Source organism: Salmonella sp. 741265055_HSA, from assembly GCF_046569525.1.
GTDB lineage: Bacteria > Pseudomonadota > Gammaproteobacteria > Enterobacterales > Enterobacteriaceae > Salmonella > Salmonella enterica.
Genome location: NZ_JBKFSQ010000003.1, coordinates 155233 through 181980 on the forward strand (window position 1 = coordinate 155233; position 26748 = coordinate 181980).

The 26748-nt window shown below is 51.9% G+C and carries 23 protein-coding genes; 16 read left to right on the forward strand and 7 right to left on the reverse strand.

Going from position 1 to position 26748, the window contains the following annotated elements; genetic code table 11:
- Nucleotides 1-89: 89 nt before the first annotated feature.
- From rng to csrD, 6 genes are all read right to left on the reverse strand, one after another.
- A complete protein-coding gene (gene rng, locus ACLD4K_RS03140) occupies nucleotides 90-1559 on the reverse strand; it encodes a ribonuclease G (RefSeq protein ID WP_000123188.1) in 1470 nt (489 codons plus the stop codon).
- Complete coding sequence (locus tag ACLD4K_RS03145; protein ID WP_000210306.1) at nucleotides 1549-2142, reverse strand: Maf family protein; 594 nt, start codon at nucleotides 2140-2142, stop codon at nucleotides 1549-1551. Before ACLD4K_RS03145 ends, rng begins: the two co-directional genes overlap by 11 nt.
- Nucleotides 2143-2150: 8 nt before the next feature.
- Nucleotides 2151-2639, reverse strand: a complete 489-nt coding sequence (gene mreD, locus ACLD4K_RS03150; protein ID WP_000179403.1) for a rod shape-determining protein MreD — start codon at nucleotides 2637-2639, stop codon at nucleotides 2151-2153.
- 2 nt (nucleotides 2640-2641) lie between these two features.
- Nucleotides 2642-3694 carry a rod shape-determining protein MreC gene (mreC, locus tag ACLD4K_RS03155; RefSeq protein WP_000802538.1) on the reverse strand — a complete coding sequence of 351 codons (1053 nt, stop codon included), beginning with the start codon at nucleotides 3692-3694 and terminating at the stop codon, nucleotides 2642-2644.
- Between the two features lie 64 nt (nucleotides 3695-3758).
- Nucleotides 3759-4802 carry a rod shape-determining protein MreB gene (gene mreB, locus ACLD4K_RS03160; protein WP_000913396.1) on the reverse strand — a complete coding sequence of 348 codons (1044 nt, stop codon included), beginning with the start codon at nucleotides 4800-4802 and terminating at the stop codon, nucleotides 3759-3761.
- A gap of 307 nt (nucleotides 4803-5109) precedes the next feature.
- Complete coding sequence (gene csrD / locus ACLD4K_RS03165; protein ID WP_001241381.1) at nucleotides 5110-7050, reverse strand: RNase E specificity factor CsrD; 1941 nt, start codon at nucleotides 7048-7050, stop codon at nucleotides 5110-5112.
- Between the two features lie 203 nt (nucleotides 7051-7253).
- Between csrD and ACLD4K_RS03170 the strand changes: the two genes are divergently transcribed.
- The 13 genes from ACLD4K_RS03170 (at nucleotide 7254) to ACLD4K_RS03230 (ending at nucleotide 20269) form a co-directional block, all read left to right on the forward strand.
- Nucleotides 7254-8228, forward strand: coding sequence for an MDR family oxidoreductase (locus ACLD4K_RS03170; protein WP_001148240.1), 975 nt, complete (start codon nucleotides 7254-7256; stop codon nucleotides 8226-8228).
- 112 nt (nucleotides 8229-8340) lie between these two features.
- Nucleotides 8341-9345, forward strand: a complete 1005-nt coding sequence (gene msrP, locus ACLD4K_RS03175; RefSeq protein WP_411011374.1) for a protein-methionine-sulfoxide reductase catalytic subunit MsrP — start codon at nucleotides 8341-8343, stop codon at nucleotides 9343-9345.
- The gene (gene msrQ, locus ACLD4K_RS03180; RefSeq protein ID WP_001240053.1) at nucleotides 9346-9945 is read left to right on the forward strand and encodes a protein-methionine-sulfoxide reductase heme-binding subunit MsrQ; all 600 of its coding nucleotides are present in this window, start codon (nucleotides 9346-9348) and stop codon (nucleotides 9943-9945) included.
- 392 nt (nucleotides 9946-10337) lie between these two features.
- Complete coding sequence (gene accB / locus ACLD4K_RS03185) at nucleotides 10338-10808, forward strand: acetyl-CoA carboxylase biotin carboxyl carrier protein (protein ID WP_000354626.1); 471 nt, start codon at nucleotides 10338-10340, stop codon at nucleotides 10806-10808.
- 10 nt (nucleotides 10809-10818) lie between these two features.
- Nucleotides 10819-12168: an acetyl-CoA carboxylase biotin carboxylase subunit gene (accC, locus tag ACLD4K_RS03190; RefSeq protein ID WP_000884627.1), complete on the forward strand. Its 1350-nt coding sequence runs from the start codon at nucleotides 10819-10821 to the stop codon at nucleotides 12166-12168.
- A 108-nt stretch (nucleotides 12169-12276) separates the two neighbouring features.
- A complete protein-coding gene (locus ACLD4K_RS03195) occupies nucleotides 12277-12519 on the forward strand; it encodes a YhdT family protein (RefSeq protein ID WP_000340018.1) in 243 nt (80 codons plus the stop codon).
- Entirely contained in the window at nucleotides 12509-13960 is a 1452-nt protein-coding gene (panF, locus tag ACLD4K_RS03200) for a sodium/pantothenate symporter (protein WP_001175748.1), read from the forward strand. The genes ACLD4K_RS03195 and panF overlap by 11 nt, the downstream gene beginning before the upstream one ends.
- An 11-nt stretch (nucleotides 13961-13971) precedes the next feature.
- Nucleotides 13972-14853 carry a 50S ribosomal protein L11 methyltransferase gene (gene prmA / locus ACLD4K_RS03205; protein WP_411011375.1) on the forward strand — a complete coding sequence of 294 codons (882 nt, stop codon included), beginning with the start codon at nucleotides 13972-13974 and terminating at the stop codon, nucleotides 14851-14853.
- A gap of 661 nt (nucleotides 14854-15514) precedes the next feature.
- On the forward strand, nucleotides 15515-16480 hold the full coding sequence (dusB, locus tag ACLD4K_RS03210; protein ID WP_001219664.1) for a tRNA dihydrouridine synthase DusB: 966 nt from the start codon (nucleotides 15515-15517) through the stop codon (nucleotides 16478-16480).
- A 25-nt stretch (nucleotides 16481-16505) separates the two neighbouring features.
- The gene (gene fis / locus ACLD4K_RS03215) at nucleotides 16506-16802 is read left to right on the forward strand and encodes a DNA-binding transcriptional regulator Fis (protein WP_000462905.1); all 297 of its coding nucleotides are present in this window, start codon (nucleotides 16506-16508) and stop codon (nucleotides 16800-16802) included.
- 85 nt (nucleotides 16803-16887) lie between these two features.
- A complete protein-coding gene (gene yhdJ / locus ACLD4K_RS03220; protein WP_183059337.1) occupies nucleotides 16888-17772 on the forward strand; it encodes an adenine-specific DNA-methyltransferase in 885 nt (294 codons plus the stop codon).
- Between the two features lie 82 nt (nucleotides 17773-17854).
- Nucleotides 17855-18019: a DUF2556 family protein gene (locus ACLD4K_RS03225; RefSeq protein WP_000620015.1), complete on the forward strand. Its 165-nt coding sequence runs from the start codon at nucleotides 17855-17857 to the stop codon at nucleotides 18017-18019.
- Nucleotides 18020-18169: 150 nt separating this feature from the next.
- Complete coding sequence (locus tag ACLD4K_RS03230) at nucleotides 18170-20269, forward strand: putative bifunctional diguanylate cyclase/phosphodiesterase (protein ID WP_079787865.1); 2100 nt, start codon at nucleotides 18170-18172, stop codon at nucleotides 20267-20269.
- A gap of 2 nt (nucleotides 20270-20271) precedes the next feature.
- On the opposite strand, the gene envR is transcribed toward ACLD4K_RS03230, so the two are convergent.
- Entirely contained in the window at nucleotides 20272-20934 is a 663-nt protein-coding gene (gene envR / locus ACLD4K_RS03235; protein WP_411011376.1) for an acrEF/envCD operon transcriptional regulator, read from the reverse strand.
- 411 nt (nucleotides 20935-21345) lie between these two features.
- Between envR and ACLD4K_RS03240 the strand changes: the two genes are divergently transcribed.
- The 3 genes from ACLD4K_RS03240 (at nucleotide 21346) to ACLD4K_RS03250 (ending at nucleotide 26087) form a co-directional block, all read left to right on the forward strand.
- Nucleotides 21346-22503: an efflux RND transporter periplasmic adaptor subunit gene (locus ACLD4K_RS03240; RefSeq protein WP_000160383.1), complete on the forward strand. Its 1158-nt coding sequence runs from the start codon at nucleotides 21346-21348 to the stop codon at nucleotides 22501-22503.
- An 11-nt stretch (nucleotides 22504-22514) separates the two neighbouring features.
- Nucleotides 22515-25628 carry an efflux RND transporter permease subunit gene (locus tag ACLD4K_RS03245; RefSeq protein WP_411011377.1) on the forward strand — a complete coding sequence of 1038 codons (3114 nt, stop codon included), beginning with the start codon at nucleotides 22515-22517 and terminating at the stop codon, nucleotides 25626-25628.
- A gap of 237 nt (nucleotides 25629-25865) precedes the next feature.
- A complete protein-coding gene (locus tag ACLD4K_RS03250) occupies nucleotides 25866-26087 on the forward strand; it encodes a membrane protein (RefSeq protein ID WP_000825645.1) in 222 nt (73 codons plus the stop codon).
- The last annotated feature ends 661 nt before the right edge of the window (nucleotides 26088-26748 follow it).

Below are 26748 nucleotides of genomic sequence, written 5' to 3' on the forward strand. Positions count from 1 at the left end.
CCAAAAAATACGACTCACACCCTTGCTTTGCCGGACGGCGGCGTGAACGCCTTATCCGGCCTGCAAATGCTCGTACGGGTCGCGGTCTTTTACATCATTACGACGTCAAACTGCTCCTGGTTATAAAGCGGTTCGACCTGAACTTTAACCTGTTTGCCGACAAAGATTTCGACTTCCGCCAGCGCGTGTGATTCTTCGCCTTTCAGCGCTTCCGCCACCGCAGGAGAAGCATAAACCAGGAAGCGATCGGAGTCATAAGCGTGATGAACACGTACAATTTCACGCATGATCTCATAGCAGACGGTTTCCACCGTTTTTACCGTCCCGCGGCCATGACAGGTTGGACACTCGTTACAAAGCACATGTTCCACGCTTTCACGAGTCCGTTTACGGGTCATTTCCACCAGTCCCAGCGGCGAAAAACCGTTAATACTGGTTTTCACGCGATCCTTACTTAACGCCTGTTCCAGCGAATGCAGCACCCGGCGGCGATGATCTTCATTATTCATGTCGATAAAATCGATAATGATAATGCCGCCCAGATTACGCAGGCGTAGCTGACGGGCAATAGCCTGAGTCGCTTCAATATTGGTATTAAAAATGGTGTCGTCGAGATTACGGTGTCCAACAAACGCACCGGTATTGATATCTACCGTCGTCATCGCTTCGGTTTGGTCGATAATCAGATAACCGCCGGACTTGAGTTCAACCTTGCGCTCCAGCGCGCGCTGGATTTCATTTTCCACGTCATAAAGATCGAAGATCGGCTGATGGCCACTGTAATGCTCCAGTTTACTGGTCATTTCCGGGATGTATTCTGCGGTAAACTCCAGCAGCGACTCATAGGTCAGACGTGAGTCGACGCGAATTCGGTCCAACTGCGCATCGGCGAAATCGCGCAGCACGCGCTGCGCCAGCGCCAGTTCGCCATACATCTGGTAGCGCGTTTGCGGACGCTTTTTGCGCTCCATGACTTTCGTCCAGACGCGCTTGAGATAGGCGGCATCAGACGCGAGATCCTCTTCACACACGCCTTCCGCCGCGGTACGGATAATAAACCCGCCCTGTTCGTCGCAGTATTCCGCCACCACCTTTTTCAGGCGCTCGCGTTCACTTTCGCTTTCGATGCGCTGGGAAACGCCAACGTGTGACGCGCCGGGCATAAAAACAAGGTAACGGGAGGGCAACGTGATGTCCGTGGTCAAACGCGCGCCTTTCGTGCCGAGCGGATCTTTCACTACCTGCACCATCAGATCCTGTCCCTGACGCACCAGTTCGGAGATATCGCGCACCGTAAACTGTTTTTGCTCGTCGCCCGCCACGCATTCGGTATGCGGCATAATATCGGAAGCGTGAAGAAATGCGGCTTTATCCAGCCCAATATCTACAAAAGCCGCCTGCATACCTGGAAGTACACGACTTACACGACCTTTGTAGATATTGCCTACGATTCCGCGTCGCGCTTCGCGCTCAATATGGATTTCCTGAAGAATACCGCCATCAATGTACGCCACGCGCGTTTCCGATGGCGTTACGTTTACCAACAATTCAGCCGTCATGTTTATCCCTTTTATCACGCAGTGCGTTAAAATGACTCAACAACTCATACGTTTCAACCAGCGGTAAGCCGACCACGGCGTGATAGCTGCCATTTATCTTCCTGACAAAACAGCCACCCCGCCCCTGAATACCGTATGCACCTGCTTTATCTAAAGGCTCGCCGCTGGCGACATAGCCAGTAATATCCTGCGCAGAAAGCGTGCGGAAAGTCACCTCCGTTACCACCAGACAATCCAGCGTCTGCTGCGAGTCCGCAAGCGCAACAGCAGTCATCACCTGATGCGTATTTCCGGAAAGCAAACGCAGCATTTCTGCGGCATGAGCGGCGTCGCGCGGCTTTTCCAGCACCTCGCCGTTTAACACGACTATCGTATCCGCGCCCAACACCGGCAGATCACGGGGAACCAGCGCAACGCCAGCCTGCGCCTTTTCGCGCGCCAGCCGAACAACATACTGCTGCGCGCTTTCCTGAGCACGCCGTTGCTCTTCAATACCAGGCACGACCTGCTCGAATGAAAATCCAAGTTGAGTCAATAATTCCTGGCGACGCGGGGAACCGGAAGCAAGATACAAAGTTGTCATATCGACCTTTATTGCACAGCAAACTGCTGGCGTACTTTACGCATCAGCAAAAAGAGCCAGGGCCACAGCACGCCATTGACTACACTACTCCAGAACACTTCCGGTCTGAAAGAGACGTTGATCACTAAAAACTCAGCCCAGAAAACAATAATGTCCACGGCCAGTGAAAGCAACATTACCACCAGCGCCTGCTGCCAGAGCGCCAGGTTACGGAAGAGCTGGAATTTCAGAGCGACCAGATAGGCGACAATACTCATCGACAGAGCGCGCACGCCAAGTGTGGAACCGCTGATGAGATCAAGTATGGCACCCATCACAAATCCCGTCCCCACATTTACGCGGTGCGGCAGGGCCAGAATCCAGTACAGTAAGATGAGCAAAACCCAGTTTGGCCGGAAAACAATGATGTCGTCCGGCCAGGGCATGATTTGCAGCAACAGCGCAATAAGAAACGAGAGCCAGATAACCCAGCGCCCCTGGCTACGATAACTCGCCACCATTACCCTCCCGGCGCACGCGCAGGCGGCGTGGTCGCGCCCGAAGGCGATGGTTGCGTTGATACCGGCGCCGTCTGGCCCGCAGATGGCTGAGTAATCCCCGTCGCCGGGTCCGGCACTGGCGCCGGCGGCCCCATCGCATCCGGAGAAGGCAACACCTGCGGCATCATCTGCATCAGGCGCTCATTGGCAACGCGGTGAACCTCTTCCGGCGTCATCGGATTGGCGCCGTTACGATCGGCTCCCCACAACAGCAGCAGATAGCGTAAACGCTGCAAACCCGCGGTTGGACGTGCCTGAATGACGGTATAGGCGCGCTGAGTGTCCAGCTTGACGGAGGAGACCACCGCCACCGGATACCCTTCCGGGAAACGCCCACCAAGTCCGGACGTTACCAGCACATCGCCGACGCGAATATCGGTATTGGCGGGCAGATGTTCAAGCTGAAGATCGTCAGTACAGCCGTTACCGGCGGCAATCACGCGGATGTCATTGCGCAGTACCTGAATCGGCAGCGCATGAGTCGCATCGCAAATCAGCAACACGCGGCTGGTCAGTTTCGCCACGGCGACAACCTGCCCTACGACGCCTTTGTCGCTAATGACCGGTTGACCTTCATATACGCCATTAACGCTGCCTTTATCGATAACGACCTGATCGCTGTAAGGATCGTTAACCGTTGAAATAACCTGCGTTACCATTTTCTGCTCGTCCTGACGCAGCGGCGACCCCAGCAGCTCGCGCAACCGCGCGTTCTCCTGTTTGTACTGCCCCAGCATCAGCAGGTCGCTGTTTTTTAGCAGTAATTCCTGGCGCAGCGCCCGGTTTTCCAGCTCAAGCTGGTCGCGAGAAGCCAGCGTTTGCGACACGCTGTCGAGCAGTTCACGAGGGCCGTTTGAAATAAAATAGAAAGGACTGACGGCAGTGTCCATGTACGTTCGGATTTGACTGAACGTCCCCAGGCGGCTGTCGGCAATGATAACGCCGAGCGCCACCAGCACCGCCAGAATAAGGCGAATCTGTAGCGACGGGCCACGGCTAAAAATTGGCTTCATAGGCTATGCGTATTCTCGCGTCGGAGAGGCAGGACAATCCAGGGATAATCCTGCCTGTATCCAACTACTCTTCGCTGAACAGGTCGCCGCCGTGCATATCGATCATTTCCAGCGCCTTGCCGCCGCCGCGCGCCACACAGGTCAGCGGATCTTCAGCAACCACGACAGGAATACCCGTCTCTTCCATTAACAGACGGTCAAGGTTACGCAGCAGCGCGCCGCCGCCGGTGAGCACCATACCACGCTCGGAGATGTCTGACGCCAGCTCCGGCGGACACTGTTCCAGCGCCACCATTACCGCGCTGACGATACCGGTCAACGGTTCCTGCAACGCTTCCAGAATCTCGTTTGAGTTCAGAGTAAAGCCGCGTGGAACGCCTTCCGCCAGGTTACGGCCACGCACTTCGATCTCACGGACTTCGTCGCCCGGATAAGCGGAACCGATTTCGTGTTTAATACGTTCTGCGGTGGCTTCACCAATCAGAGAACCGTAGTTACGACGAACGTAATTAATGATGGCTTCGTCGAAGCGGTCACCACCAATACGGACAGAAGAAGAGTAAACCACGCCGTTCAGGGAGATCACGGCAACTTCAGTGGTACCACCACCGATATCCACAACCATTGAACCGGTTGCTTCAGAAACTGGCAGACCTGCGCCGATCGCGGCCGCCATCGGCTCTTCGATCAAAAAGACTTCACGGGCGCCTGCGCCCTGAGCGGATTCACGAATCGCGCGACGTTCTACCTGAGTCGCGCCGACCGGCACGCATACCAGTACGCGCGGGCTTGGGCGCATGAAGCTGTTGCTGTGCACTTGTTTAATAAAGTGCTGGAGCATTTTTTCGGTCACAAAGAAGTCAGCGATAACGCCGTCTTTCATCGGACGGATCGCAGCGATATTGCCCGGCGTACGGCCCAGCATCTGCTTTGCATCATGACCGACTGCAGCCACGCTTTTCGGCGAACCGGCACGATCCTGACGAATGGCCACAACGGAAGGCTCATTCAATACGATGCCTTGTCCTTTTACATAAATGAGGGTATTCGCGGTACCCAGGTCAATGGACAGGTCATTGGAAAACATGCCACGAAATTTTTTCAACATACTAAGGGATAATCCTGAAAGCTGGGGCGGAAAACAAAATCCGCTTACTTTACCAACCACACGCAGCAGCGACAAGGCGCAAAAATCATCTGCTACGGTGAAAATTAGTGCAGTTCGTTTCCTTTGTTACAAATCTCGGCCTGAGTCCCTCAGGGCTGAAAAAATCAGCAGCAATCCTCGCCTTCGTTTGCAACCTGTCAAAGGTCATTCACCTGCATATTTGCTGCAACAATCTGGCGAGCAGACAAGCACACCCCCATGAGGCGCAGCGCGCGTTATTCTACGTGAAAACAAATTAAACGGCAGGTTAAACCGAGTATCTTTGCGAATATTTTTTCACGTTTGTGTCAAGTAGTTGGGAGGAGGCAAAAAAATCACCCTGCCCGCCAGCCACGCCGCGTTTTGTCAGCGTCTGCCACTCGCCGCGCGAACGGACGCCCGTCGCGTAAACCTGCGTAGGCGTACCCGCGCAGGCCTCTACCAGACTTTGAACCAGAAGCTGGTTTTCCGTTCGCTTCTCAATGTTTCTGACCAGACTCGGATGCAGCTTGAGTAATTCCACATTGAGCGCTTTAATCCAGCTCGTGCTAACCAGCGTCAAACCCGCCTGTGTCACCGCCACCCGAACGCCAAGCGCATTGACTAAGCGAAGGATGGGTTGTAACCGGCTGATGTGTTGACAAACATCTGCCTCCGCAAGTTCAATAATTATGCGATTTCGCTGTGATTTTTCACACTGCATTAACGTATCGCGCAACCAGCGCTGAAAACGCGGACGAATCAGCGACTCAACCGTCAACTGCATTGCCAGATTTTCATCCGGCCAGTAGCCCAGCAACGTAATCAGGCGGCTAATTTGTAATCTGTCATACTCTTCCGATAAACCAAATTGCAACACCATCGGCATATACTCCGCCGAGCTCACCTCTTCTTTACCGTCATAGATGCGACACATCAATTCCCGATGATGCACACGACCTTCTCGCGTGACCGCCGGTTTTTGATAAAGTCGCGGTCCGCCCCGGTTCAGCATCTGCTCAATCAATGTGCGCCAGCGCACATTGCCGCGCCCTTTTTCCGGCAGAGTGTCGTCGTAGATAGCCCAGCTATTTCCCCCCTGCAGGGCGGCGTTCCGCGCCGCGGCTTCAGCATGTTCCATCACCTGCTCGGTGGACTGTCCGCTGCGCCAGGCGCAAATGCCGATATGTACCATATCGTCACGATCGAGCATTTTGTTAGCCGGTAGCGCATCGACAGCTTTTAAAAGCTGTCCGGCAATACTTTCCGCTTCTTTCAGCGTTCGATGTGGTAGCAGCACGGCAAAGTCGCTGCGGTGATAACGCGCCAGCAGCGAGCCTGGGTAACGCATAATAAATGTCGATAGCAGATTGATAAGCATAAACATCTGCTCTTCCGCCTGATTGCCTCCCAAGCTGTCGCGCAGAAGATTGAAATCTGGCAAGCGGATCATCATCACCACGCCATGCACTCCCACTTTTTCCTGATCTTCCAGCAGCGTCGCCAGCTGGTTATCAAAGAACAGACGGTTACCGAGTCCGGTTTTGGTGTCCTGCGCGGCGTAGGAACGAATGAGAGTGTCCAGGCGACTACGCTGTTCGTGAGCAAACTGAATTTCGGAAAGCAATACATCAAGCGCGCTACTGGTGCGCGCCGGCCATTCGTAAACAGAACCGCGGACATTCGCCCCGCGTTCGCCGTTCAGAATACGCGTTGAGCGAATTTCCAGAAGCTCTTGCCCGGAAAGCTGCCGCTGCAGCCAGCGCACCGATAAAAACAAAATCAGAACGATAAAACCGATCGCCAGCGTCAGCGGCGCCGTGGTGATCAGTGAGTGAAAATAGTTGCCCATCGGGTCCTGATAAACCAGACGTAGCGACATTCCTGGATGTTTTATCAGCGGTACGACCAGCTCGCGATACATGTCGCTGGTGCCGGCTGGCCGATAACCTCTGGCGCGAGAATGGCTGTAGACGCTGCGCTCCCCCTGCAGCAGATCGACACGCACAATATCGGAAGCGATCATAAGTTCGTCGATTTGCGGCGTCAGCGAGACAATATCATGGGTCACCAGGTGCGTATCAATGGCTGTCGCCGTCGCCTGCACACGGCTGACATACTTATACTGTACGGCGTTATAAAAGCTTAGCGAGCAACCTATCAGCGTCACGAAGATCGTTAACCCCGTGAGCAGCGTGATAAAAGCTGAGAACTTCGTCGTTAATCGCATCCTTGAGTTAACTCCGACGGTTATAAACAGTATGAAAAAGCGAATCTGAAGGCGGAATTCGCCACGGCGCGCAATGAAGCAGGCATACTACCAAAATGGATCTATCTGGCAATTTATTGCGTTGCATCGGCACCACGTTTTAATTAGCGAGTATAGTCTTCGTAGCTATTTTTCCAATCTACCATGTAAAGTGAGGACAGGTTATGCAGGCGTTGATCTTAGAACAGCAGGACGGTAAAACCCTCGCATCCGTGCAACATCTCGAAGAGAGTCAACTGCCGGCAGGTGATGTGACGGTGGATGTCCACTGGTCCAGCCTGAATTATAAAGATGCTCTGGCTATCACCGGAAAAGGGAAAATTATCCGTCATTTTCCGATGATTCCTGGTATTGATTTCGCCGGCACCGTTCACGCAAGCGAAGATCCTCGCTTTCATGCAGGCCAGGAAGTACTACTGACTGGCTGGGGCGTGGGCGAAAACCACTGGGGCGGCCTGGCCGAACGCGCACGCGTTAAAGGCGACTGGCTGGTCGCGCTGCCTGCGGGACTGAGCAGCCGTAACGCCATGATCATCGGCACAGCCGGTTTTACCGCCATGCTGTGCGTCATGGCGCTTGAAGATGCAGGTATTCGCCCGCAAGACGGTGAGATTGTCGTCACCGGCGCCAGCGGCGGCGTGGGCAGCACTGCCGTTGCATTACTGCATAAGCTGGGCTATCAGGTTGCAGCAGTATCAGGACGTGAAAGCACCCACGGCTATCTTAAGAGCCTGGGAGCTAACCGTATTCTCAGCCGCGATGAGTTTGCTGAATCTCGCCCGTTGGAAAAACAGCTGTGGGCCGGTGCAATTGATACCGTTGGCGATAAAGTGCTGGCGAAAGTCCTGGCACAGATGAACTATGGCGGTTGCGTGGCCGCCTGCGGCCTGGCGGGCGGCTTCGCGCTGCCGACCACCGTTATGCCATTCATTCTGCGTAATGTGCGTTTGCAAGGGGTGGACTCGGTGATGACCCCACCGGCACGTCGCGCAGAAGCCTGGGCGCGTTTGGTTAAGGATCTGCCAGAATCGTTCTATGCTCAGGCCGCCACAGAGATTACGCTGGCGGATGCGCCGAAGTTCGCCGATGCCATCATCAATAATCAGGTTCAGGGCCGTACGCTGGTGAAGATAAAATAACGTCACGTATAAAAAAATTTACACTTAATTAACTATTTATTTTTACACATTGACACACTCCCTGTCATATTCACTACACGCCATGTTGTGGTGGGTAGACCGGGAGTCTGTGATGAAAAAGATACGTCCATTAACAGAAGCCGATGTGACTGCGGAATCGGCTTTTTTTATGCAGCGCCGACAGGTGCTAAAAGCATTAGGCATCAGCGCGGCCGCCTTATCCTTCCCCTCAACGGCGCAGGCCGATCTCTTCAGTTGGTTTAAAGGCAACGATCGTCCGAAAGCGCCTGCCGGTAAACCGCTTGAGTTTAGTCAGCCTGCCGCCTGGCGAAGCGATTTAGCGTTAACGCCGGAAGATAAGGTGACGGGCTACAACAATTTCTATGAGTTTGGCCTTGATAAAGCCGACCCGGCGGCCAATGCCGGAAGTCTGAAAACCGAACCGTGGACGTTGAAAATCAGCGGGGAAGTCGCGAAGCCATTTACGCTGGATTACGACGATTTAACACATCGTTTCCCATTAGAAGAGCGTATCTATCGAATGCGCTGCGTCGAAGCGTGGTCCATGGTCGTGCCGTGGATTGGTTTCCCTTTATATAAGCTACTCGCGCAGGCACAGCCCACCAGCCACGCTAAATATGTGGCATTCGAAACGCTATACGCGCCGGATGATATGCCAGGACAGAAAGATCGCTTTATTGGCGGCGGACTGAAATACCCTTATGTCGAAGGGCTACGTCTGGACGAAGCCATGCATCCGCTGACTCTGATGACCGTTGGCGTCTATGGTAAGGCGTTACCCCCGCAAAACGGCGCGCCTATTCGACTCATCGTTCCATGGAAGTATGGTTTTAAAGGTATTAAATCTATTGTCAGCATTAAACTCACCCGCGAACGTCCGCCAACCACCTGGAATTTGTCGGCTCCCAACGAATATGGTTTTTATGCCAATGTGAACCCGCATGTGGATCATCCACGCTGGTCTCAGGCTACCGAACGCTTTATTGGTTCAGGCGGTATCCTTGATGTGCAAAGGCAGCCGACGCTGCTGTTTAACGGCTACGCCAATGAAGTCGCTTCGCTGTATCGCGGTCTCAATTTGCGGGAGAATTTTTAAGTGCGTCTGACAGCAAAACAGATAACCTGGCTAAAAGTTTGTCTGCATCTTGCCGGTTTTTTGCCGCTTCTGTGGCTCTTTTGGGCGATAAATCACGGTGGACTCAGCGCAGACCCGGTAAAGGATATCCAACACTTTACCGGCAGAACCGCGCTTAAATTTTTGCTCGCCACCTTGCTGGTTTCACCGCTGGCGCGCTACGCTAAACAGCCATTATTGATACGCACACGCCGCCTGTTAGGATTATGGTGTTTCGTTTGGGCTACGCTGCATTTAACCAGCTATGCCTTACTGGAACTGGGGATACATAACCTGGCGTTGTTAGGAAGCGAGTTGATTTCACGCCCTTATTTGACGCTTGGGATCATTAGCTGGCTGGTGTTATTGGCGCTGACGTTGACCTCAACGCAATTTGCGCAGCGTAAATTGGGCAAACGCTGGCAAACACTGCATAACGTCGTCTATCTTGTCGCGATCCTGGCTCCCATACATTACCTGTGGTCGGTAAAGATTTTATCACCGCAACCGGTCATCTACGCGGCATTAGCGTTAGCCCTTTTAGCGTTGCGTTACCGGAAGTTTCGCCAGTGGTGGCGCTAGTTTGGTGAACTGTGCGGTCGATTGCAAAACGCAAAACAGGTAATGTCCTTTTTATGTTTCGGGTTGATTATCTTCCCTGATAAGACCAGTATTTAGCTGCCAATTGCGACGAAATAGTTATAATGTGCGACTTTACATTGCCCAACGGCGATTTTCGTTCGCAGAAAGGGTGACAATCGTGCAATGAAGGTATATTTTGTTTTTTGCCCGAAAATGGCAGAAGATAGCCACACAATGACTGGCAAATCATGAATTTCACCTTCGGGTGCTACGGCATAACAGGCAAATCAAAGATGCGCGGTATTTTACCCGCGGCAGTCATTCACATGCTTTACAGACGGCGCTAAAACGCCTGTCACAATCACACTAAACAAAGAGTACGGAACCCACTCATGGATATTCGTAAGATTAAAAAACTGATCGAGCTGGTTGAAGAATCAGGTATCTCCGAACTGGAAATTTCTGAAGGCGAAGAATCTGTTCGCATCAGCCGCACAACGGCAAACGCCGGTTTTCCGGTGATGCAGCAGGCTTATGCGGCGCCGATGATGCAGCAACCCGCTCTGTCTAACGCTGTCGCGCCAGCGGCTACTCCAGCAATGGAAGCGCCTGCCGCAGCGGAAATCAGTGGTCACATCGTACGCTCCCCAATGGTTGGTACTTTCTACCGCACCCCAAGCCCGGACGCGAAAGCGTTCATCGAAGTGGGCCAGAAAGTGAACGTGGGCGATACCCTGTGCATCGTTGAAGCCATGAAAATGATGAACCAGATCGAAGCTGACAAAGCAGGTACTGTGAAAGCGATTCTGGTCGAAAGTGGTCAACCGGTAGAATTTGACGAGCCACTGGTCGTCATCGAGTAACGAGGCGAACATGTTGGATAAAATTGTCATCGCCAACCGCGGCGAGATCGCACTACGTATTCTTCGAGCCTGTAAAGAACTCGGCATCAAGACCGTCGCTGTGCACTCAAGCGCGGATCGCGATTTAAAACACGTATTGCTGGCGGATGAGACGGTCTGTATTGGCCCGGCACCGTCCGTAAAAAGTTATCTGAACATCCCGGCTATCATTAGCGCCGCTGAAATCACCGGCGCGGTGGCAATCCACCCGGGTTACGGCTTCCTTTCTGAGAACGCCAATTTTGCCGAGCAGGTTGAACGCTCCGGCTTTATCTTTATCGGCCCGAAAGCGGACACCATCCGCCTGATGGGCGATAAAGTGTCCGCGATTACCGCGATGAAAAAAGCGGGCGTGCCGACCGTACCAGGATCTGACGGCCCGCTGGGCGACGATATGAATGCGAACCGCGCTCATGCCAAACGTATTGGCTATCCGGTGATCATCAAAGCGTCCGGCGGCGGCGGCGGCCGCGGTATGCGCGTGGTTCGTAGCGATGCTGAACTGGCGCAGTCCATCTCCATGACCAAAGCGGAAGCGAAAGCGGCTTTCAGCAACGACATGGTATACATGGAAAAATACCTGGAAAATCCACGCCACATCGAAATTCAGGTGCTGGCGGACGGCCAGGGCAACGCTATCTATCTGGCGGAACGCGACTGTTCCATGCAGCGTCGCCACCAGAAAGTGGTTGAAGAGGCCCCGGCGCCAGGCATTACGCCGGAACTGCGTCGCTATATCGGCGAACGCTGCGCGAAAGCGTGCGTAGACATCGGCTATCGCGGCGCAGGGACGTTCGAATTCCTGTTCGAAAACGGCGAGTTCTATTTCATCGAAATGAACACCCGTATTCAGGTTGAACACCCGGTGACTGAAATGATTACCGGCGTCGATTTGATCAAAGAGCAGTTGCGCATCGCGGCGGGTCAGCCGCTGTCGATCACACAGGACGAAGTTGTCGTTCGAGGCCATGCGGTAGAATGCCGTATCAATGCTGAAGATCCGAACACCTTCCTGCCAAGCCCTGGCAAAATCACGCGCTTCCATGCGCCTGGCGGCTTTGGCGTTCGCTGGGAATCCCATATCTACGCGGGCTACACGGTACCGCCGTACTATGATTCCATGATCGGCAAACTCATCTGCTACGGTGAAAACCGCGACGTGGCAATTGCCCGTATGAAAAATGCCCTGCAGGAACTGATTATCGATGGTATCAAAACCAATATCGATCTGCAGACCCGCATCATGAATGACGAGCACTTCCAGCACGGTGGAACCAACATCCACTATCTGGAGAAAAAACTCGGTCTTCAGGAAAAGTAATCGCACGTTAATCTCAAAAGGCCGGTGAATCCGGCCTTTTTTATTTCTGGGGATAGCGATGCCCCATCATGTACAATTCCCGCTTTCTTTACCCATAAGGGACAAAAAATGGACGCTCGTTTTGTTCAGGCCCATAAAGAGGCGCGCTGGGCGCTGTGGCTGACCCTTTGCTATCTGGCGGCATGGTTAGTGGCTGCTTACTTACCTGGAGACTCGCCGGGAATTACCGGTCTGCCGCACTGGTTCGAGATGGCCTGCTTATTGACGCCGCTGGTCTTTATTTTGCTGTGCTGGGCGATGGTGAAATTCATTTATCGCGATATTTCGCTGGAGGATGACGATGCAGCTTGAGGTCATTCTACCGCTGGTAGCCTATCTGGTCGTGGTCTTCGGGGTCTCGATTTACGCTATGCGCAAGCGTACCGCCGGCACCTTTTTAAACGAATATTTTCTTGGCAGCCGTTCGATGGGCGGGATCGTGCTCGCGATGACGCTTACCGCCACCTATATTAGCGCCAGTTCATTTATCGGCGGTCCCGGCGCGGCTTATAAATACGGTCTGGGCTGGGTCTTGCTGGCGATGATCCAGCTTCCCGCCGTCTGGCTTTCACTGGGTATTCTGGGTAAAAAATTCGCTATCCTGGCGCGTCGCTATAATGCCGTCACGCTTAACGATATGCTATTCGCTCGTTACCAAAGCCGCCTGCTGGTGTGGTTGGCAAGCCTGAGTTTATTGGTCGCGTTTATTGGCGCAATGACCGTACAATTTATCGGCGGCGCGCGACTGCTGGAGACCGCGGCGGGGATTCCCTACGAAACCGGCCTGCTAATATTTGGCGTCAGTATCGCACTCTATACGGCGTTCGGCGGCTTTCGCGCCAGCGTACTTAACGATACGCTACAGGGCCTGGTGATGCTGGTCGGCACGATAGTGCTGCTGGTGGGCGTGGTCCATGCGGCGGGCGGTCTAAGTCAGGCCGTTGACACGCTGCACGCTCTCGACCCCAAACTGGTAACGCCACAGGGCGCCGATGACATACTTTCTCCCGCCTTTATGACCTCTTTTTGGGTACTGGTCTGTTTTGGCGTGATTGGCCTGCCGCATACGGCGGTGCGCTGCATCTCCTATAAAGACAGTAAAGCGGTACACCGGGGCATTATTATCGGTACGATTGTCGTGGCGATTTTAATGTTCGGGATGCACCTTGCCGGCGCGCTGGGTCGCGCGGTGCTTCCGGATCTGACGGTGCCGGATCTGGTGATCCCAACGCTAATGGTGAAAGTTTTGCCGCCGTTTGCCGCCGGGATCTTCCTTGCTGCGCCAATGGCGGCGATCATGTCAACAATTAACGCCCAACTGCTGCAAAGTTCCGCGACGATCATTAAAGATCTCTATCTCAACCTGCGCCCCGATCAGATGCAAAATGAGATCCGGCTGAAGCGTATGTCGGCAGCGATTACATTACTGCTAGGCGCGCTGTTGCTGCTGGCAGCATGGAAACCGCCAGAGATGATCATTTGGCTCAACCTGCTGGCGTTTGGCGGCCTGGAAGCGGTGTTCTTATGGCCGCTGGTACTGGGCCTTTACTGGGAGCGGGCAAACGCGGCAGGCGCGTTAAGCGCCATGATCGTGGGCGGCGTGCTATATGCCCTGCTTGCCACATTTAATATTCAGTACCTGGGCTTTCATCCGATTGTGCCCGCGTTACTGTTAAGTTTATTGGCTTTTCTGATCGGAAACCGATTCGGCTCTTCCGCTTCGCAAGCCACCGTATTGTCTACTGATAAATAAAGAGTTTTGCCATGCCATGGATCCAATTGAAACTGAATACCACCGGCGCGAATGCTGAAGAGCTGAGTGATGCGCTGATGGAAGCGGGTGCCGTTTCCATTACCTTTCAGGATACGCACGATACGCCGGTTTTTGAGCCGTTGCCGGGCGAAACCCGTCTGTGGGGCGATACCGATGTGATCGGTCTGTTCGACGCCGAAACCGACATGAAAGACGTTGTCGCGATTCTGGAGCAACATCCGCTGCTGGGTGCCGGATTTGCCCATAAAATCGAACAACTGGAAGATAAAGACTGGGAACGCGAATGGATGGATAATTTCCATCCGATGCGTTTTGGCGAGCGTCTGTGGATTTGTCCCAGCTGGCGTGACATTCCGGACGAGAATGCCGTCAACGTGATGCTCGACCCGGGACTGGCGTTCGGTACGGGTACGCACCCCACCACCTCTTTATGTCTGCAATGGCTGGACGGGCTCGATCTCAACGGTAAAACCGTGATCGACTTTGGCTGCGGTTCAGGCATTCTGGCGATTGCCGCGCTGAAGCTGGGAGCGGCAAAGGCGATGGGTATTGATATCGATCCGCAAGCTATTCAGGCCAGCCGCGATAATGCCGAACGCAACGGCGTGTCTGACCGGCTGGAGCTGTACCTGCCGCAAGACCAGCCAGAAGCCATGAAAGCCGACGTGGTCGTCGCTAACATCCTGGCAGGCCCATTACGCGAACTGGCCCCGTTAATCAGCGTACTGCCCGTTGAGGGCGGTCTGCTGGGGCTTTCAGGTATTCTCGCCAGCCAGGCGGAAAGCGTCTGTGATGCTTACGCCGAGCTTTTCACTCTCGATCCGGTCGTCGAAAAAGAAGAGTGGTGCCGCATTACGGGCCGTAAGAAATAATTCTTGTCAGCGTGGTCGCCCGGCCACGCTTTTCTCCACACAGCTGCCTTAACGCCTTTCAGGCACCGAGACATCATTAAATTCATCAAATGAATGCCTGAAATGACTTCTTTGTCACTATCCGTCTGGATAAACAGCTGCTACCAGCGAACAAAAGGTACTGGCGTTTTAACGGGTCGCAGCCATCGCCCTCGCGCTTAGTAAATGCTGTCCGGGTTGTTCTGCAGCATCCGCTAGCCCTCTCTTCAGCGCAGCTGGAAAAATTTATGCGTGCCGTTCATGAACACAAAAGCGCGTCTGTGCGCCCCCTTCCGACTGGCAATGGAGAAAAGTCACGCGCAGCGGGAAGTGATCTTGTCCTGAAACGAGACGGCGATCCCATTCATTTGGGGTAATTAGCTTATAAAAAAAGCAGATTATCCCGTTTATCTTGTTTCTGGACGAAGAAATATAGAGAAGTTACGGGAATTTGTAAGCGCGTACAAAACCGTCGATAATAAATAACCCTATGATTTTACTGAATTATAAATTTATTTTGCTGTTTTTAAGCACGATTCATTGATCTACAACAGTGGATTGTTCAAAGTTTGGCCTTTCATCTCGTGCAAAAAATGCGTAATATACGCCGCCTTGCAGTCACAGTATGGTCATTTCTTAACTCATGCGCATCGGACAATATCAGCTCAGAAATCGCCTGATCGCAGCGCCCATGGCTGGCATTACTGACAGACCTTTCCGGACGCTGTGCTATGAGATGGGAGCAGGATTGACAGTATCCGAGATGATGTCTTCTAACCCGCAAGTGTGGGAAAGCGATAAATCTCGTTTACGGATGGTGCACGTTGATGAGCCAGGTATTCGCACGGTGCAAATTGCCGGTAGCGACCCTGTTGAGATGGCCGATGCCGCACGTATTAACGTGGAAAGCGGCGCCCAGATTATTGATATCAATATGGGGTGCCCGGCGAAGAAAGTGAATCGTAAGCTGGCAGGTTCAGCCCTCTTGCAGTACCCGGATTTAGTGAAGTCTATACTCATCGGGGTCGTAAACGCAGTGGACGTTCCTGTGACTCTCAAGATTCGCACCGGCTGGGCGCCGGAACACCGTAACTGCGTAGAGATTGCCCAACTGGCTGAAGATTGTGGTATTCAGGCTCTGACCATCCATGGCCGCACCCGCGCCTGTTTGTTCAACGGAGAAGCTGAATACGACAGTATTCGGGCAGTTAAGCAGAAAGTTTCCATTCCGATTATCGCGAATGGCGACATTACTAACCCGCATAAAGCCAGAGCTGTTCTCGACTATACAGGGGCGGATGCCCTGATGATAGGCCGCGCAGCTCAGGGAAGACCCTGGATCTTTCGGGAAATCCAGCATTATCTGGACACTGGGGAGCTGCTTCCGCCGCTGCCGCTGGCAGAGGTAAAGCGCTTGCTTTGCACGCATGTTCGGGAACTGCATGACTTTTACGGTCAGGCAAAAGGGTACCGAATCGCGCGTAAACACGTCTCCTGGTATCTCCAGGAGCACGCTCCAGACGACCAGTTTCGGCGCACATTCAACGCTATTGAGGACGCCAGCGAACAGCTGGAGGCGTTGGAGGCATACTTCGAAAATTTTGCGTAAACAGAAATAAAGAGCTGACAGAACTATGTTCGAACAACGCGTAAATTCTGACGTACTGACCGTTTCTACCGTTAACTCTCAGGATCAGGTAACCCAAAAACCCCTGCGTGACTCGGTTAAACAGGCACTGAAGAACTATTTTGCTCAACTGAATGGTCAGGACGTTAATGACCTGTATGAGCTGGTACTGGCTGAAGTAGAACAGCCCCTGTTGGACATGGTGATGCAATACACCCGTGGTAACCAGACCCGTGCTGCTCTGATGATGGGCATCAACCGTGGTACGCTGCGTAAAAAATTAAAAAAATACGGCATGAACTAATTTCGATTAGCTAACTGCTTGTTTAAAAAGGCGCTACTCGGCATGGGGAAGCGCCTTTTTTATACGCATCACATGGAATTTGGTCATGAAAGCGGAATGTGAACCTCAGTACTTTGGCGATGAATCGAAGAAGATTATTCACGGTGACGCGCTAACAGAACTTAAAAAACTGCCTTCTGAAAGCATTGACTTAATTTTTGCCGATCCGCCTTACAATATCGGAAAAGATTTCGACGGTATGGTGGAATCCTGGGACGAAGCGTCTTTTCTGGCCTGGCTGTATGAATGCATTGATGAGTGCCACCGCGTACTGAAGCAACACGGCACCATGTACATCATGAATAGCACAGAAAATATGCCGTATATCGATCTCAAATGCCGAACGCTTTTTACCATCAAAAGCCGTATCGTCTGGTCCTATGATAGTTCCGGGGTGCAGGCGAAAAAATACTTTGGTTCTATGTATGAACCGATCCTGATGATGGTAAAAAACCCGAAAAGCTATACCTTTAACCGTGACGCGATTCTGGTCGAGACCACCACGGGCGCTAAGCGCGCGCTAATCGATTATCGAAAAAACCCGCCCCAGCCATACAATCAAAAAAAAGTGCCGGGCAACGTCTGGTCATTTCCTCGCGTACGTTATCTGATGGATGAATATGAAAACCATCCTACGCAAAAGCCCAGCGCGCTGTTAAAACGGATCATACTGGCCTCTTCTAACCCGAGCGATACCGTATTGGACCCTTTCGCGGGCAGTTTCACCACAGGCGCTGTTGCAGCAGCGTCAGGTCGTAAGTTTATCGGTATTGAACTCAATAATGAATACGTAAAAATGGGGCTCAGAAGATTGAGCGTCACTTCGCATTATTCAGAAAATGAACTTGCAAAAGTCAAAAAGAGAAAAACACAAAATCTGTCCAAAAAGCGGCGAACTGTTGGGATAAACGCGCTATCTTCAGAGAAGTAAAAGCATTGTAAGTCCGCTTTTCAGCGTCAAAATTTCATGTATATTCCCAGCACGCATGGGCATGAATACACAGGATTTGACGATGATACGTAAGTATTGGTGGCTGGTTGTTTTTGCCGTCTCCGTTTTTCTTTTTGATGCGCTTTTGATGCAATGGATCGAATTGATGGCAACTGAACAGGATAAGTGCCGAAACATGGATTCGGTTAACCCTCTCAAATTGATCAATTGTACCGATCTGGAGTAGCGAATCGGGCGATTTAGCCTATGATTATTTATCGCCCGGATTTCTTTTATCCCTTATAAAAACAGGGAATTAAAACACGTTGAGGATAAAAGAAGGGGTGATACTGTCTCGTCCTTTTCTTTTCCTGCATAACCAATGAGCTAATGATACATGCCGGTTAGTGAGTACAACCACATCCTTGTGGCGGTTTCATTTGCTGTCGCTATTTTTGCGTCCTATACCGCATTAAATATGGCCGGACGCGTAGCCGGAAGCGCCCGATCAAACGCCAGAATATGGCTAATGGGCGGCGGCTTCGCGCTGGGCGTCGGTATTTGGGCGATGCATTTTGTCGGGATGCTGGCGATGGATCACGCGATGAACATGCGCTTCGATCCGTTCCTCACCGGCCTCTCCATGCTGATCGCGATCGGCTCCTCCCTGTTTGCGCTATGGCTGGTCAGCGCTGAAAAACTGCGCCTGCGCCGTTTACTGCCGGGCGCGCTGGTGATGGGACTGGGCATCAGCGCAATGCATTATACCGGGATGGCGGCGCTGCAATTTGCTTCCATTATCGTCTGGAATAGCGCGTGGGTTGCCCTCTCTATCATTATCGCGCTACTGGCGTCCTGCGGCGCGCTGTGGCTCACGTTCCGCCTGCGTCATGAGGGAACAGATGTCGCCCTGAGGCGAGCAGGCGCCGCGGTATTAATGGGGATAGCTATCGCCGGCATGCATTACGCCGGCATGAAGGCCGCACACTTTCCCCAAAACTGGCCGATGGAGCATCGTGGCGTCGATAGCAACTGGCTGGCTGTTCTTGTCAGCGTGGTCGCGCTGACTATCCTGGGCATTACTCTGCTGGTTTCTTTATTTGACGCCCGGCTTCAGGCCCGTACCGCACTACTTGCCTCTTCGCTGGCGCAGGCGAACCAGGAACTGGCGCAGCTGGCGCTGCATGATACGCTCACCCGTTTACCAAACCGGGTACTCCTTGAGGATCGTCTGGAACAGGCCATCAGCAAAGCGAATCGGGAAAACACGTCTTTCGCGCTACTGTTTATGGATCTGGATGGCTTTAAAACCGTTAATGACGCCTATGGTCATGATATTGGCGATAAGCTACTGGTGGCGGTCACGCATCGTCTGAACCAACCGCTGAGCGGTCAGTTTACCCTGGCGCGGATTGGCGGCGACGAATTTGTGCTGCTTGCAGAAGTCAGCGCGCCTGACGAAGCGGCTTCCCTTGCCAGCGCGCTGGTACATTCGATAGATGCGCCCTTTACGATAGATCCGTATGAACTGGTCGTCACCCTTAGCGTGGGAATAGCGCTCTATCCGCTGGACGGAAAAAACGAACGGGAACTGATGTTCAACGCCGATGCCGCAATGTACCACACGAAACATACGGGGCGTAACGGATACCATTTCTTTCAGCCATCAATGAATATGCTGGCGCAAACCCAACTTCAGCTAATGAATGACCTGTGGCTGGCGCTGGAAAGACAAGAGCTCAGGCTGGTGTACCAGCCTAAATTTCAGGCCCCTGCCGGCCCCATTGTAGGATTTGAGGCCCTGTTGCGCTGGTATCATCCAAAACAAGGCGTACTGAATCCTGACCAGTTTTTACCGCTGGCGGAAAAAACAGGTCTTATCGTCACTATCGGTAGCTGGGTGATAGACGAGGCGTGTCGACAGCTCCGCGAGTGGCACTTACAGGGATACGCCTTATGGTCAGTGGCGGTAAACCTGTCCGCCTTACAATTTGAGCAGCCCGGGCTTGTGGACACCATTACGCGGAGCCTGGCCCGACACAGTATCCGTCCCGATTTATTGATTCTGGAAATCACCGAAACCACGGCGATGAACAAGCCAGAGCAAAGCGTCGCTATACTCACCAGATTAACGGAAATGGGGGTTAAGGCCTCTATTGACGACTTTGGCACCGGTTATTCCAGCCTTCTCTATCTGAAACGTCTTCCGGCGTGCGAACTAAAAATTGATCGCGCTTTCGTACATGAACTCAGCGAGGCAGGCGACGGCGCGACCATTGTTGCGGCTATTGTCGCGCTGGCGAAAGCGTTAAATCTGCAAATTGTGGCAGAAGGGGTAGAAAATGAAACGCAGCAACAATTTTTGACCCAGTTAGGATGCCATACGCTTCAGGGGTTCCTGCTTGGCAAGCCGCGTACGGCAGAGGAAATTGCTCGCGATATTCGGGACCCTGCCAATATATTCACAAGGTCAATATATAATATCAACTCAAAATAATCTCAGGCTTCTTCCGCCTGTTGTTCATTTGGCATTAATTGCCTCACACTGCCATCCGGGCTTAGCATTTTTAATACATTATCGACTAATGCAGGCGCCTGCTTATAAAGATCATAACTTGTGGGATTCATTAACCAGTTCTTTACTATTCCGCTAAAACTACCATGCAGAATAATTAATATGACATCCAGATCAAGACTGCCTGAGATCAGCTTTTTATCCATACATCGCTGTAATACTTCAAGCAGCGACTGATGATGGAAACCCATCTTCTCCCGAATGGCCTGTTCCGATATCATACCATTATGGAATTCACATTTATGATATAAAATCTGCATTAATGCCTGCTGACGAGGCACTGCCGCAATATATTGTAAGGCTACAATAAATTTCTCTCGTAGATCCTGTAAAGGATTATCATTCCAGCATCCCGTAAGCCTATCCTGAATAAGTTCGCGTAAAGGTGGTTGCTGTAACCAAACCTCATTAAACAACTGCGTTTTATTCTCAAAGTGCCAGTAGATGGCGCCCCGCGTGACATCAGCGGCATCAGCGATATCATTCAGCGTCGTGTTGGCAACGCCGCGCAAAGCGAACTGCGCAATAGCGGTTTCAATCAAGTGTTGCCGCGTTTTAAGCGCATCCGCCTTCGTTTTCTTCGCCATAATTAAGATATCCTGGACCATAAAAACGATAAATACGCTGATAAAATACTCAGCACAAAAAACAACTTTACCATGTCCTTTTTAGTCAGACGAGAGACAGCTATTTTTATTTCGCGCAATATCGTCAAATAAATAATAAAAATAAATAAATTAATAAAACATATTCATATAAAATATATATTTCCAATTATGTTATTCAACGTCATGATTTTACTAATCGGGACATTATGAAACGACAGGGAATAGTTCTTTTTTTGCTTTTATGTGCCGTGAACCCCACCCCAAAATAAGTATTGCTTACATCACAAGCTAATAATTTGTAGGATACCCCACTGCTATTCTATTTTTCGCGCGTTAACGCCTTACCGTTATCCGGTGAATAACGAGCTTTCGGTTTTTTAAGGAACAGTAATGACGAAACATGCCAGGTTTTCACTCCTGCCCTCATTCATCATATTCTCTGCTGCGCTGCTGGCCGGTTGTAATGACCAGGGAGATACCCAGGCTCATGCCGGCGAGCCGCAAGTCACCGTCCATGTGGTCGAAACAGCGCCGCTAGCCGTAACGACCGAACTTCCCGGACGTACGTCTGCATTTCGCATTGCGGAGGTTCGCCCCCAGGTGAGCGGGATCGTGCTTAAAAGAAACTTCACCGAAGGTAGCGATGTAGAGGCCGGGCAGTCGCTTTACCAGATCGATCCTGCCACTTATCAGGCCGATTATGACAGCGCTAAAGGCGAACTTGCTAAAAGCGAAGCGGCTGCGGCTATCGCGCACCTGACGGTCAAACGCTATGTTCCACTGGTCGGCACAAAATATATCAGCCAACAGGAATATGATCAGGCGATTGCCGACGCCCGCCAGGCCGACGCCGCCGTTGTGGCGGCAAAAGCCGCTGTTGAAAGCGCGCGTATTAACCTTGCGTATACCAAAGTCACCTCGCCCATCAGCGGGCGTATAGGAAAATCTAATGTGACTGAAGGCGCGCTGGTGACTAATGGTCAGTCAACTGAACTGGCTACCGTGCAGCAACTCGATCCTATTTATGTCGACGTGACGCAATCAAGCAACGATTTTATGCGACTCAAGCAATCCGTCGAACAAGGTAACTTGCATAAAGACAGCGCCAGTAGCACGGTTCAACTGGTAATGGAAAATGGTCAGGTCTACCCGATTAAAGGCACGCTGCAATTTTCCGACGTTACCGTAGATGAAAGCACCGGCTCTATCACGCTCAGGGCGGTTTTCCCTAACCCGCAACATAGCCTGCTTCCCGGTATGTTTGTTCGCGCCCGAATTGATGAAGGCGTCCAGCCCAATGCCATCCTTGTCCCCCAGCAGGGCGTAACCCGCACGCCGCGCGGCGACGCAATGGTGATGGTGGTTAACGATAAAAGCCAGGTCGAAGCCCGCAATGTCGTGGCGGCGCAGGCTATTGGCGATAAATGGCTCATCAGCGAAGGGTTAAAACCGGGCGATAAGGTCATCGTCAGCGGCTTACAAAAAGCGCGACCGGGCGTCCAGGTGAAAGCCACTACCGATGCTCCTGCAGCGAAAACGGCGCAATAAGGTAACCGTACATGGCAAACTTTTTTATTAGACGTCCTATTTTCGCTTGGGTTCTGGCCATTATCCTGATGATGGCGGGCGCACTGGCAATAATGCAACTTCCCGTTGCGCAGTATCCAACCATTGCGCCGCCAGCGGTTTCTATTTCTGCAACCTATCCTGGCGCGGATGCGCAGACGGTACAGGATACGGTTACTCAGGTTATCGAACAAAATATGAACGGTATCGATAACCTGATGTATATGTCCTCTACCAGCGACTCTGCTGGTAGCGTGACCATCACCCTGACCTTCCAGTCCGGAACCGATCCGGATATCGCGCAGGTTCAGGTGCAAAATAAATTGCAGCTCGCCACGCCTTTACTGCCGCAAGAAGTCCAGCAGCAGGGGATTAGCGTTGAAAAATCCAGCAGCAGCTTTTTGATGGTCGCCGGGTTCGTCTCGGATAATCCGAACACTACCCAGGACGACATTTCTGACTATGTCGCCTCTAACATTAAGGATTCTATCAGCCGTCTGAATGGTGTGGGCGACGTTCAGCTATTTGGCGCACAGTACGCCATGCGTATCTGGCTGGATGCGAATCTGCTAAATAAATACCAGCTCACGCCAGTTGACGTCATCAACCAGTTAAAAGTACAGAACGACCAGATTGCGGCAGGCCAACTGGGCGGCACGCCAGCATTACCGGGCCAGCAGCTTAACGCCTCAATCATCGCCCAAACGCGTCTGAAAGATCCGGAAGAGTTCGGCAAAGTTACGTTGCGCGTCAATACCGACGGCTCTGTCGTCCATCTCAAAGATGTCGCGCGTATTGAGCTTGGCGGTGAAAACTATAACGTTGTAGCGCGCATTAACGGTAAACCGGCCTCCGGTCTCGGTATTAAACTGGCGACCGGCGCTAACGCGCTAGATACCGCAACCGCAATCAAAGCGAAACTGGCGGAGCTGCAGCCTTTCTTCCCTCAGGGAATGAAGGTGGTTTATCCTTATGACACAACGCCCTTCGTAAAAATATCTATCCACGAAGTGGTAAAAACGCTGTTTGAAGCGATTATTCTGGTGTTCCTGGTAATGTATCTGTTCTTACAGAATATCCGGGCAACCCTGATTCCTACCATCGCTGTTCCTGTCGTGTTGCTAGGCACTTTTGCGGTACTCGCCGCCTTTGGCTATTCCATCAATACCCTGACGATGTTTGGTATGGTACTGGCGATAGGGCTGTTGGTTGACGATGCGATAGTGGTCGTAGAAAACGTTGAACGTGTAATGATGGAGGATAACCTTTCTCCCCGAGAGGCGACGGAAAAATCCATGTCGCAGATTCAGGGAGCGCTGGTAGGTATCGCGATGGTACTGTCTGCGGTATTTATCCCGATGGCCTTTTTTGGCGGCTCGACCGGGGCAATTTATCGCCAGTTCTCTATTACTATTGTTTCAGCAATGGCGCTATCCGTTCTGGTTGCGTTGATTCTGACACCAGCGCTATGCGCTACGCTGCTTAAACCCGTATCTGCTGAACATCACGAGAAAAAAAGCGGCTTCTTTGGCTGGTTCAATACCAGGTTTGACCACAGCGTTAACCACTATACTAACAGCGTAAGCGGCATCGTGCGTAATACGGGTCGCTATCTCATTATCTATCTACTTATTGTAGTCGGAATGGCGGTTCTGTTTTTACGCCTCCCGACCTCCTTCCTGCCGGAAGAAGATCAGGGGGTATTCCTGACCATGATTCAGCTCCCCTCTGGCGCTACGCAAGAACGTACGCAGAAAGTGCTGGATCAAGTCACTCATTACTACCTGAATAATGAAAAAGCGAACGTCGAAAGCGTGTTTACCGTAAACGGCTTTAGCTTTAGCGGTCAGGGACAAAACTCAGGGATGGCATTTGTCAGCCTTAAACCCTGGGAAGAGCGTAACGGTGAAGAAAATAGCGTCGAAGCCGTTATCGCCAGAGCGACACGCGCCTTTAGCCAGATTCGCGACGGGTTGGTGTTCCCCTTCAACATGCCGGCAATTGTCGAGTTAGGTACCGCGACAGGTTTCGACTTTGAACTGATTGATCAGGGAGGACTCGGTCACGATGCGTTAACAAAAGCGCGTAATCAACTCCTGGGTATGGTCGCGCAGCATCCTGATCTATTAGTGCGCGTACGCCCGAACGGGCTGGAAGATACGCCACAGTTCAAGCTGGATGTCGATCAAGAAAAAGCGCAGGCGCTCGGTGTTTCGCTGTCTGATATCAACGAAACCATCTCCGCGGCGTTGGGCGGCTATTACGTTAACGACTTTATCGATCGCGGACGAGTGAAAAAAGTATACGTTCAGGCTGACGCTCAGTTCCGTATGCTGCCGGGAGATATCAACAATCTTTATGTACGCAGCGCCAATGGCGAGATGGTGCCCTTCTCTACCTTTAGCTCAGCACGGTGGATTTATGGTTCGCCACGCCTGGAACGCTATAACGGGATGCCGTCAATGGAACTGCTCGGCGAAGCAGCGCCCGGACGGAGTACCGGTGAAGCCATGTCGTTAATGGAAAACCTGGCTTCACAGCTGCCAAACGGTATTGGCTATGACTGGACAGGTATGTCGTATCAGGAACGGTTGTCAGGTAACCAGGCGCCGGCGCTGTACGCAATCTCACTCATTGTCGTTTTCCTCTGCCTTGCCGCTCTGTATGAAAGCTGGTCAATTCCGTTCTCGGTAATGCTGGTCGTACCGCTCGGTGTGGTTGGCGCTCTGCTTGCAGCGTCATTGCGCGGTCTGAACAATGACGTTTACTTCCAGGTCGGCTTGTTAACCACTATTGGCCTTTCTGCTAAAAACGCCATCCTGATTGTCGAGTTCGCCAAAGATCTCATGGAGAAAGAAGGACGTGGATTGATTGAAGCGACGCTGGAAGCATCCCGTATGCGTTTACGTCCTATTCTAATGACCTCGCTGGCCTTTATTCTCGGGGTAATGCCGTTAGTTATCAGTCGTGGCGCAGGTAGTGGGGCACAGAACGCAGTAGGCACAGGGGTTATGGGGGGAATGTTAACCGCAACCTTATTAGCTATCTTCTTCGTGCCAGTATTCTTCGTTGTTGTAAAACGCCGATTTAATCGCCATCATGATTAACCGGTAAACAGAGGCGTCTTCGGACGCCTTTTTAAACGGTACGTCTTTATCTCCGCTATTCCCCCCTCTCCGCTTACTTCTGCATTCTCCATAGTTTTTACAATTCACATGAATTGAGATGATTCCTCATGTCGGCCATTTTTTCTGTGGTGGTAGAATAACTCTCGTTTTCGCAGCGGTTAGAGCCAGCATTTACGTTGCTGTACTTCGCGAAACGCTGATTAATGAGGTAACACCATGAAAAGACTAATTCCAGTTGCATTGCTTACCACCTTATTGGCAGGTTGTGCACATGATTCTCCCTGCGTACCGGTTTATGACGATCAAGGGCGGCTGGTTCATACCAATACATGTATGAAAGGTACTACGCAGGATAACTGGGAGACAGCAGGCGCTATTGCTGGCGGCGCTGCGGCGGTAGCAGGCTTGACGATGGGTATCATTGCGCTTTCTAAATGATACATGCAGGCGCGGCAATGCCGCGCTTTCAGTAATCGTAAGGATACTCAGCGACGTAATCTATTCAGCCTATCCCCCGAAAGTTAACACGATAAAACGCTCTTTTTTCTTACTCGCCCATCCCAATGGTATTTATTCTATTCCTTGTCCGATGCAGACAAAATTGTAGCTTGATAGCATCGTAAGCCGCATTACAAACACGCTTTATACAGTAAGACTTAGAGCGTGGTCATTAGGCGTAATTATTACAGACAGTCTGGATAAAAACCGGAGCATACACGTAATACATGAGGATTTTGAGCACTGTCCCAGGGCCAAACTGGCAAATAAAATAGCCTAATGGGCCAGATTCTTAGTCCTCAGCGAATATCTCTATTGCTTATTAGAGGCGTAAGTAAAAGCCGTTTGTACATCTACTTCAGCACGGTTCACATTCGATGGTTCAGGCGGATATATGGAGGGAAATCACGTTGACTAAAGCGGTTTTTATCCACTCTACGAAGATGTTTAAAACGCGTCGGCGTCATTACCCGATAACTTTTTCCATAGAAAGATAAATGCAAAAAGGCCCAGTCTTTCGATTGGGCCCTTTACTTTATTTGATGTCTGGCAGTTCCCTACTCTCGCATGGGGAGACCCCACACTACCATCGGCGCTACGG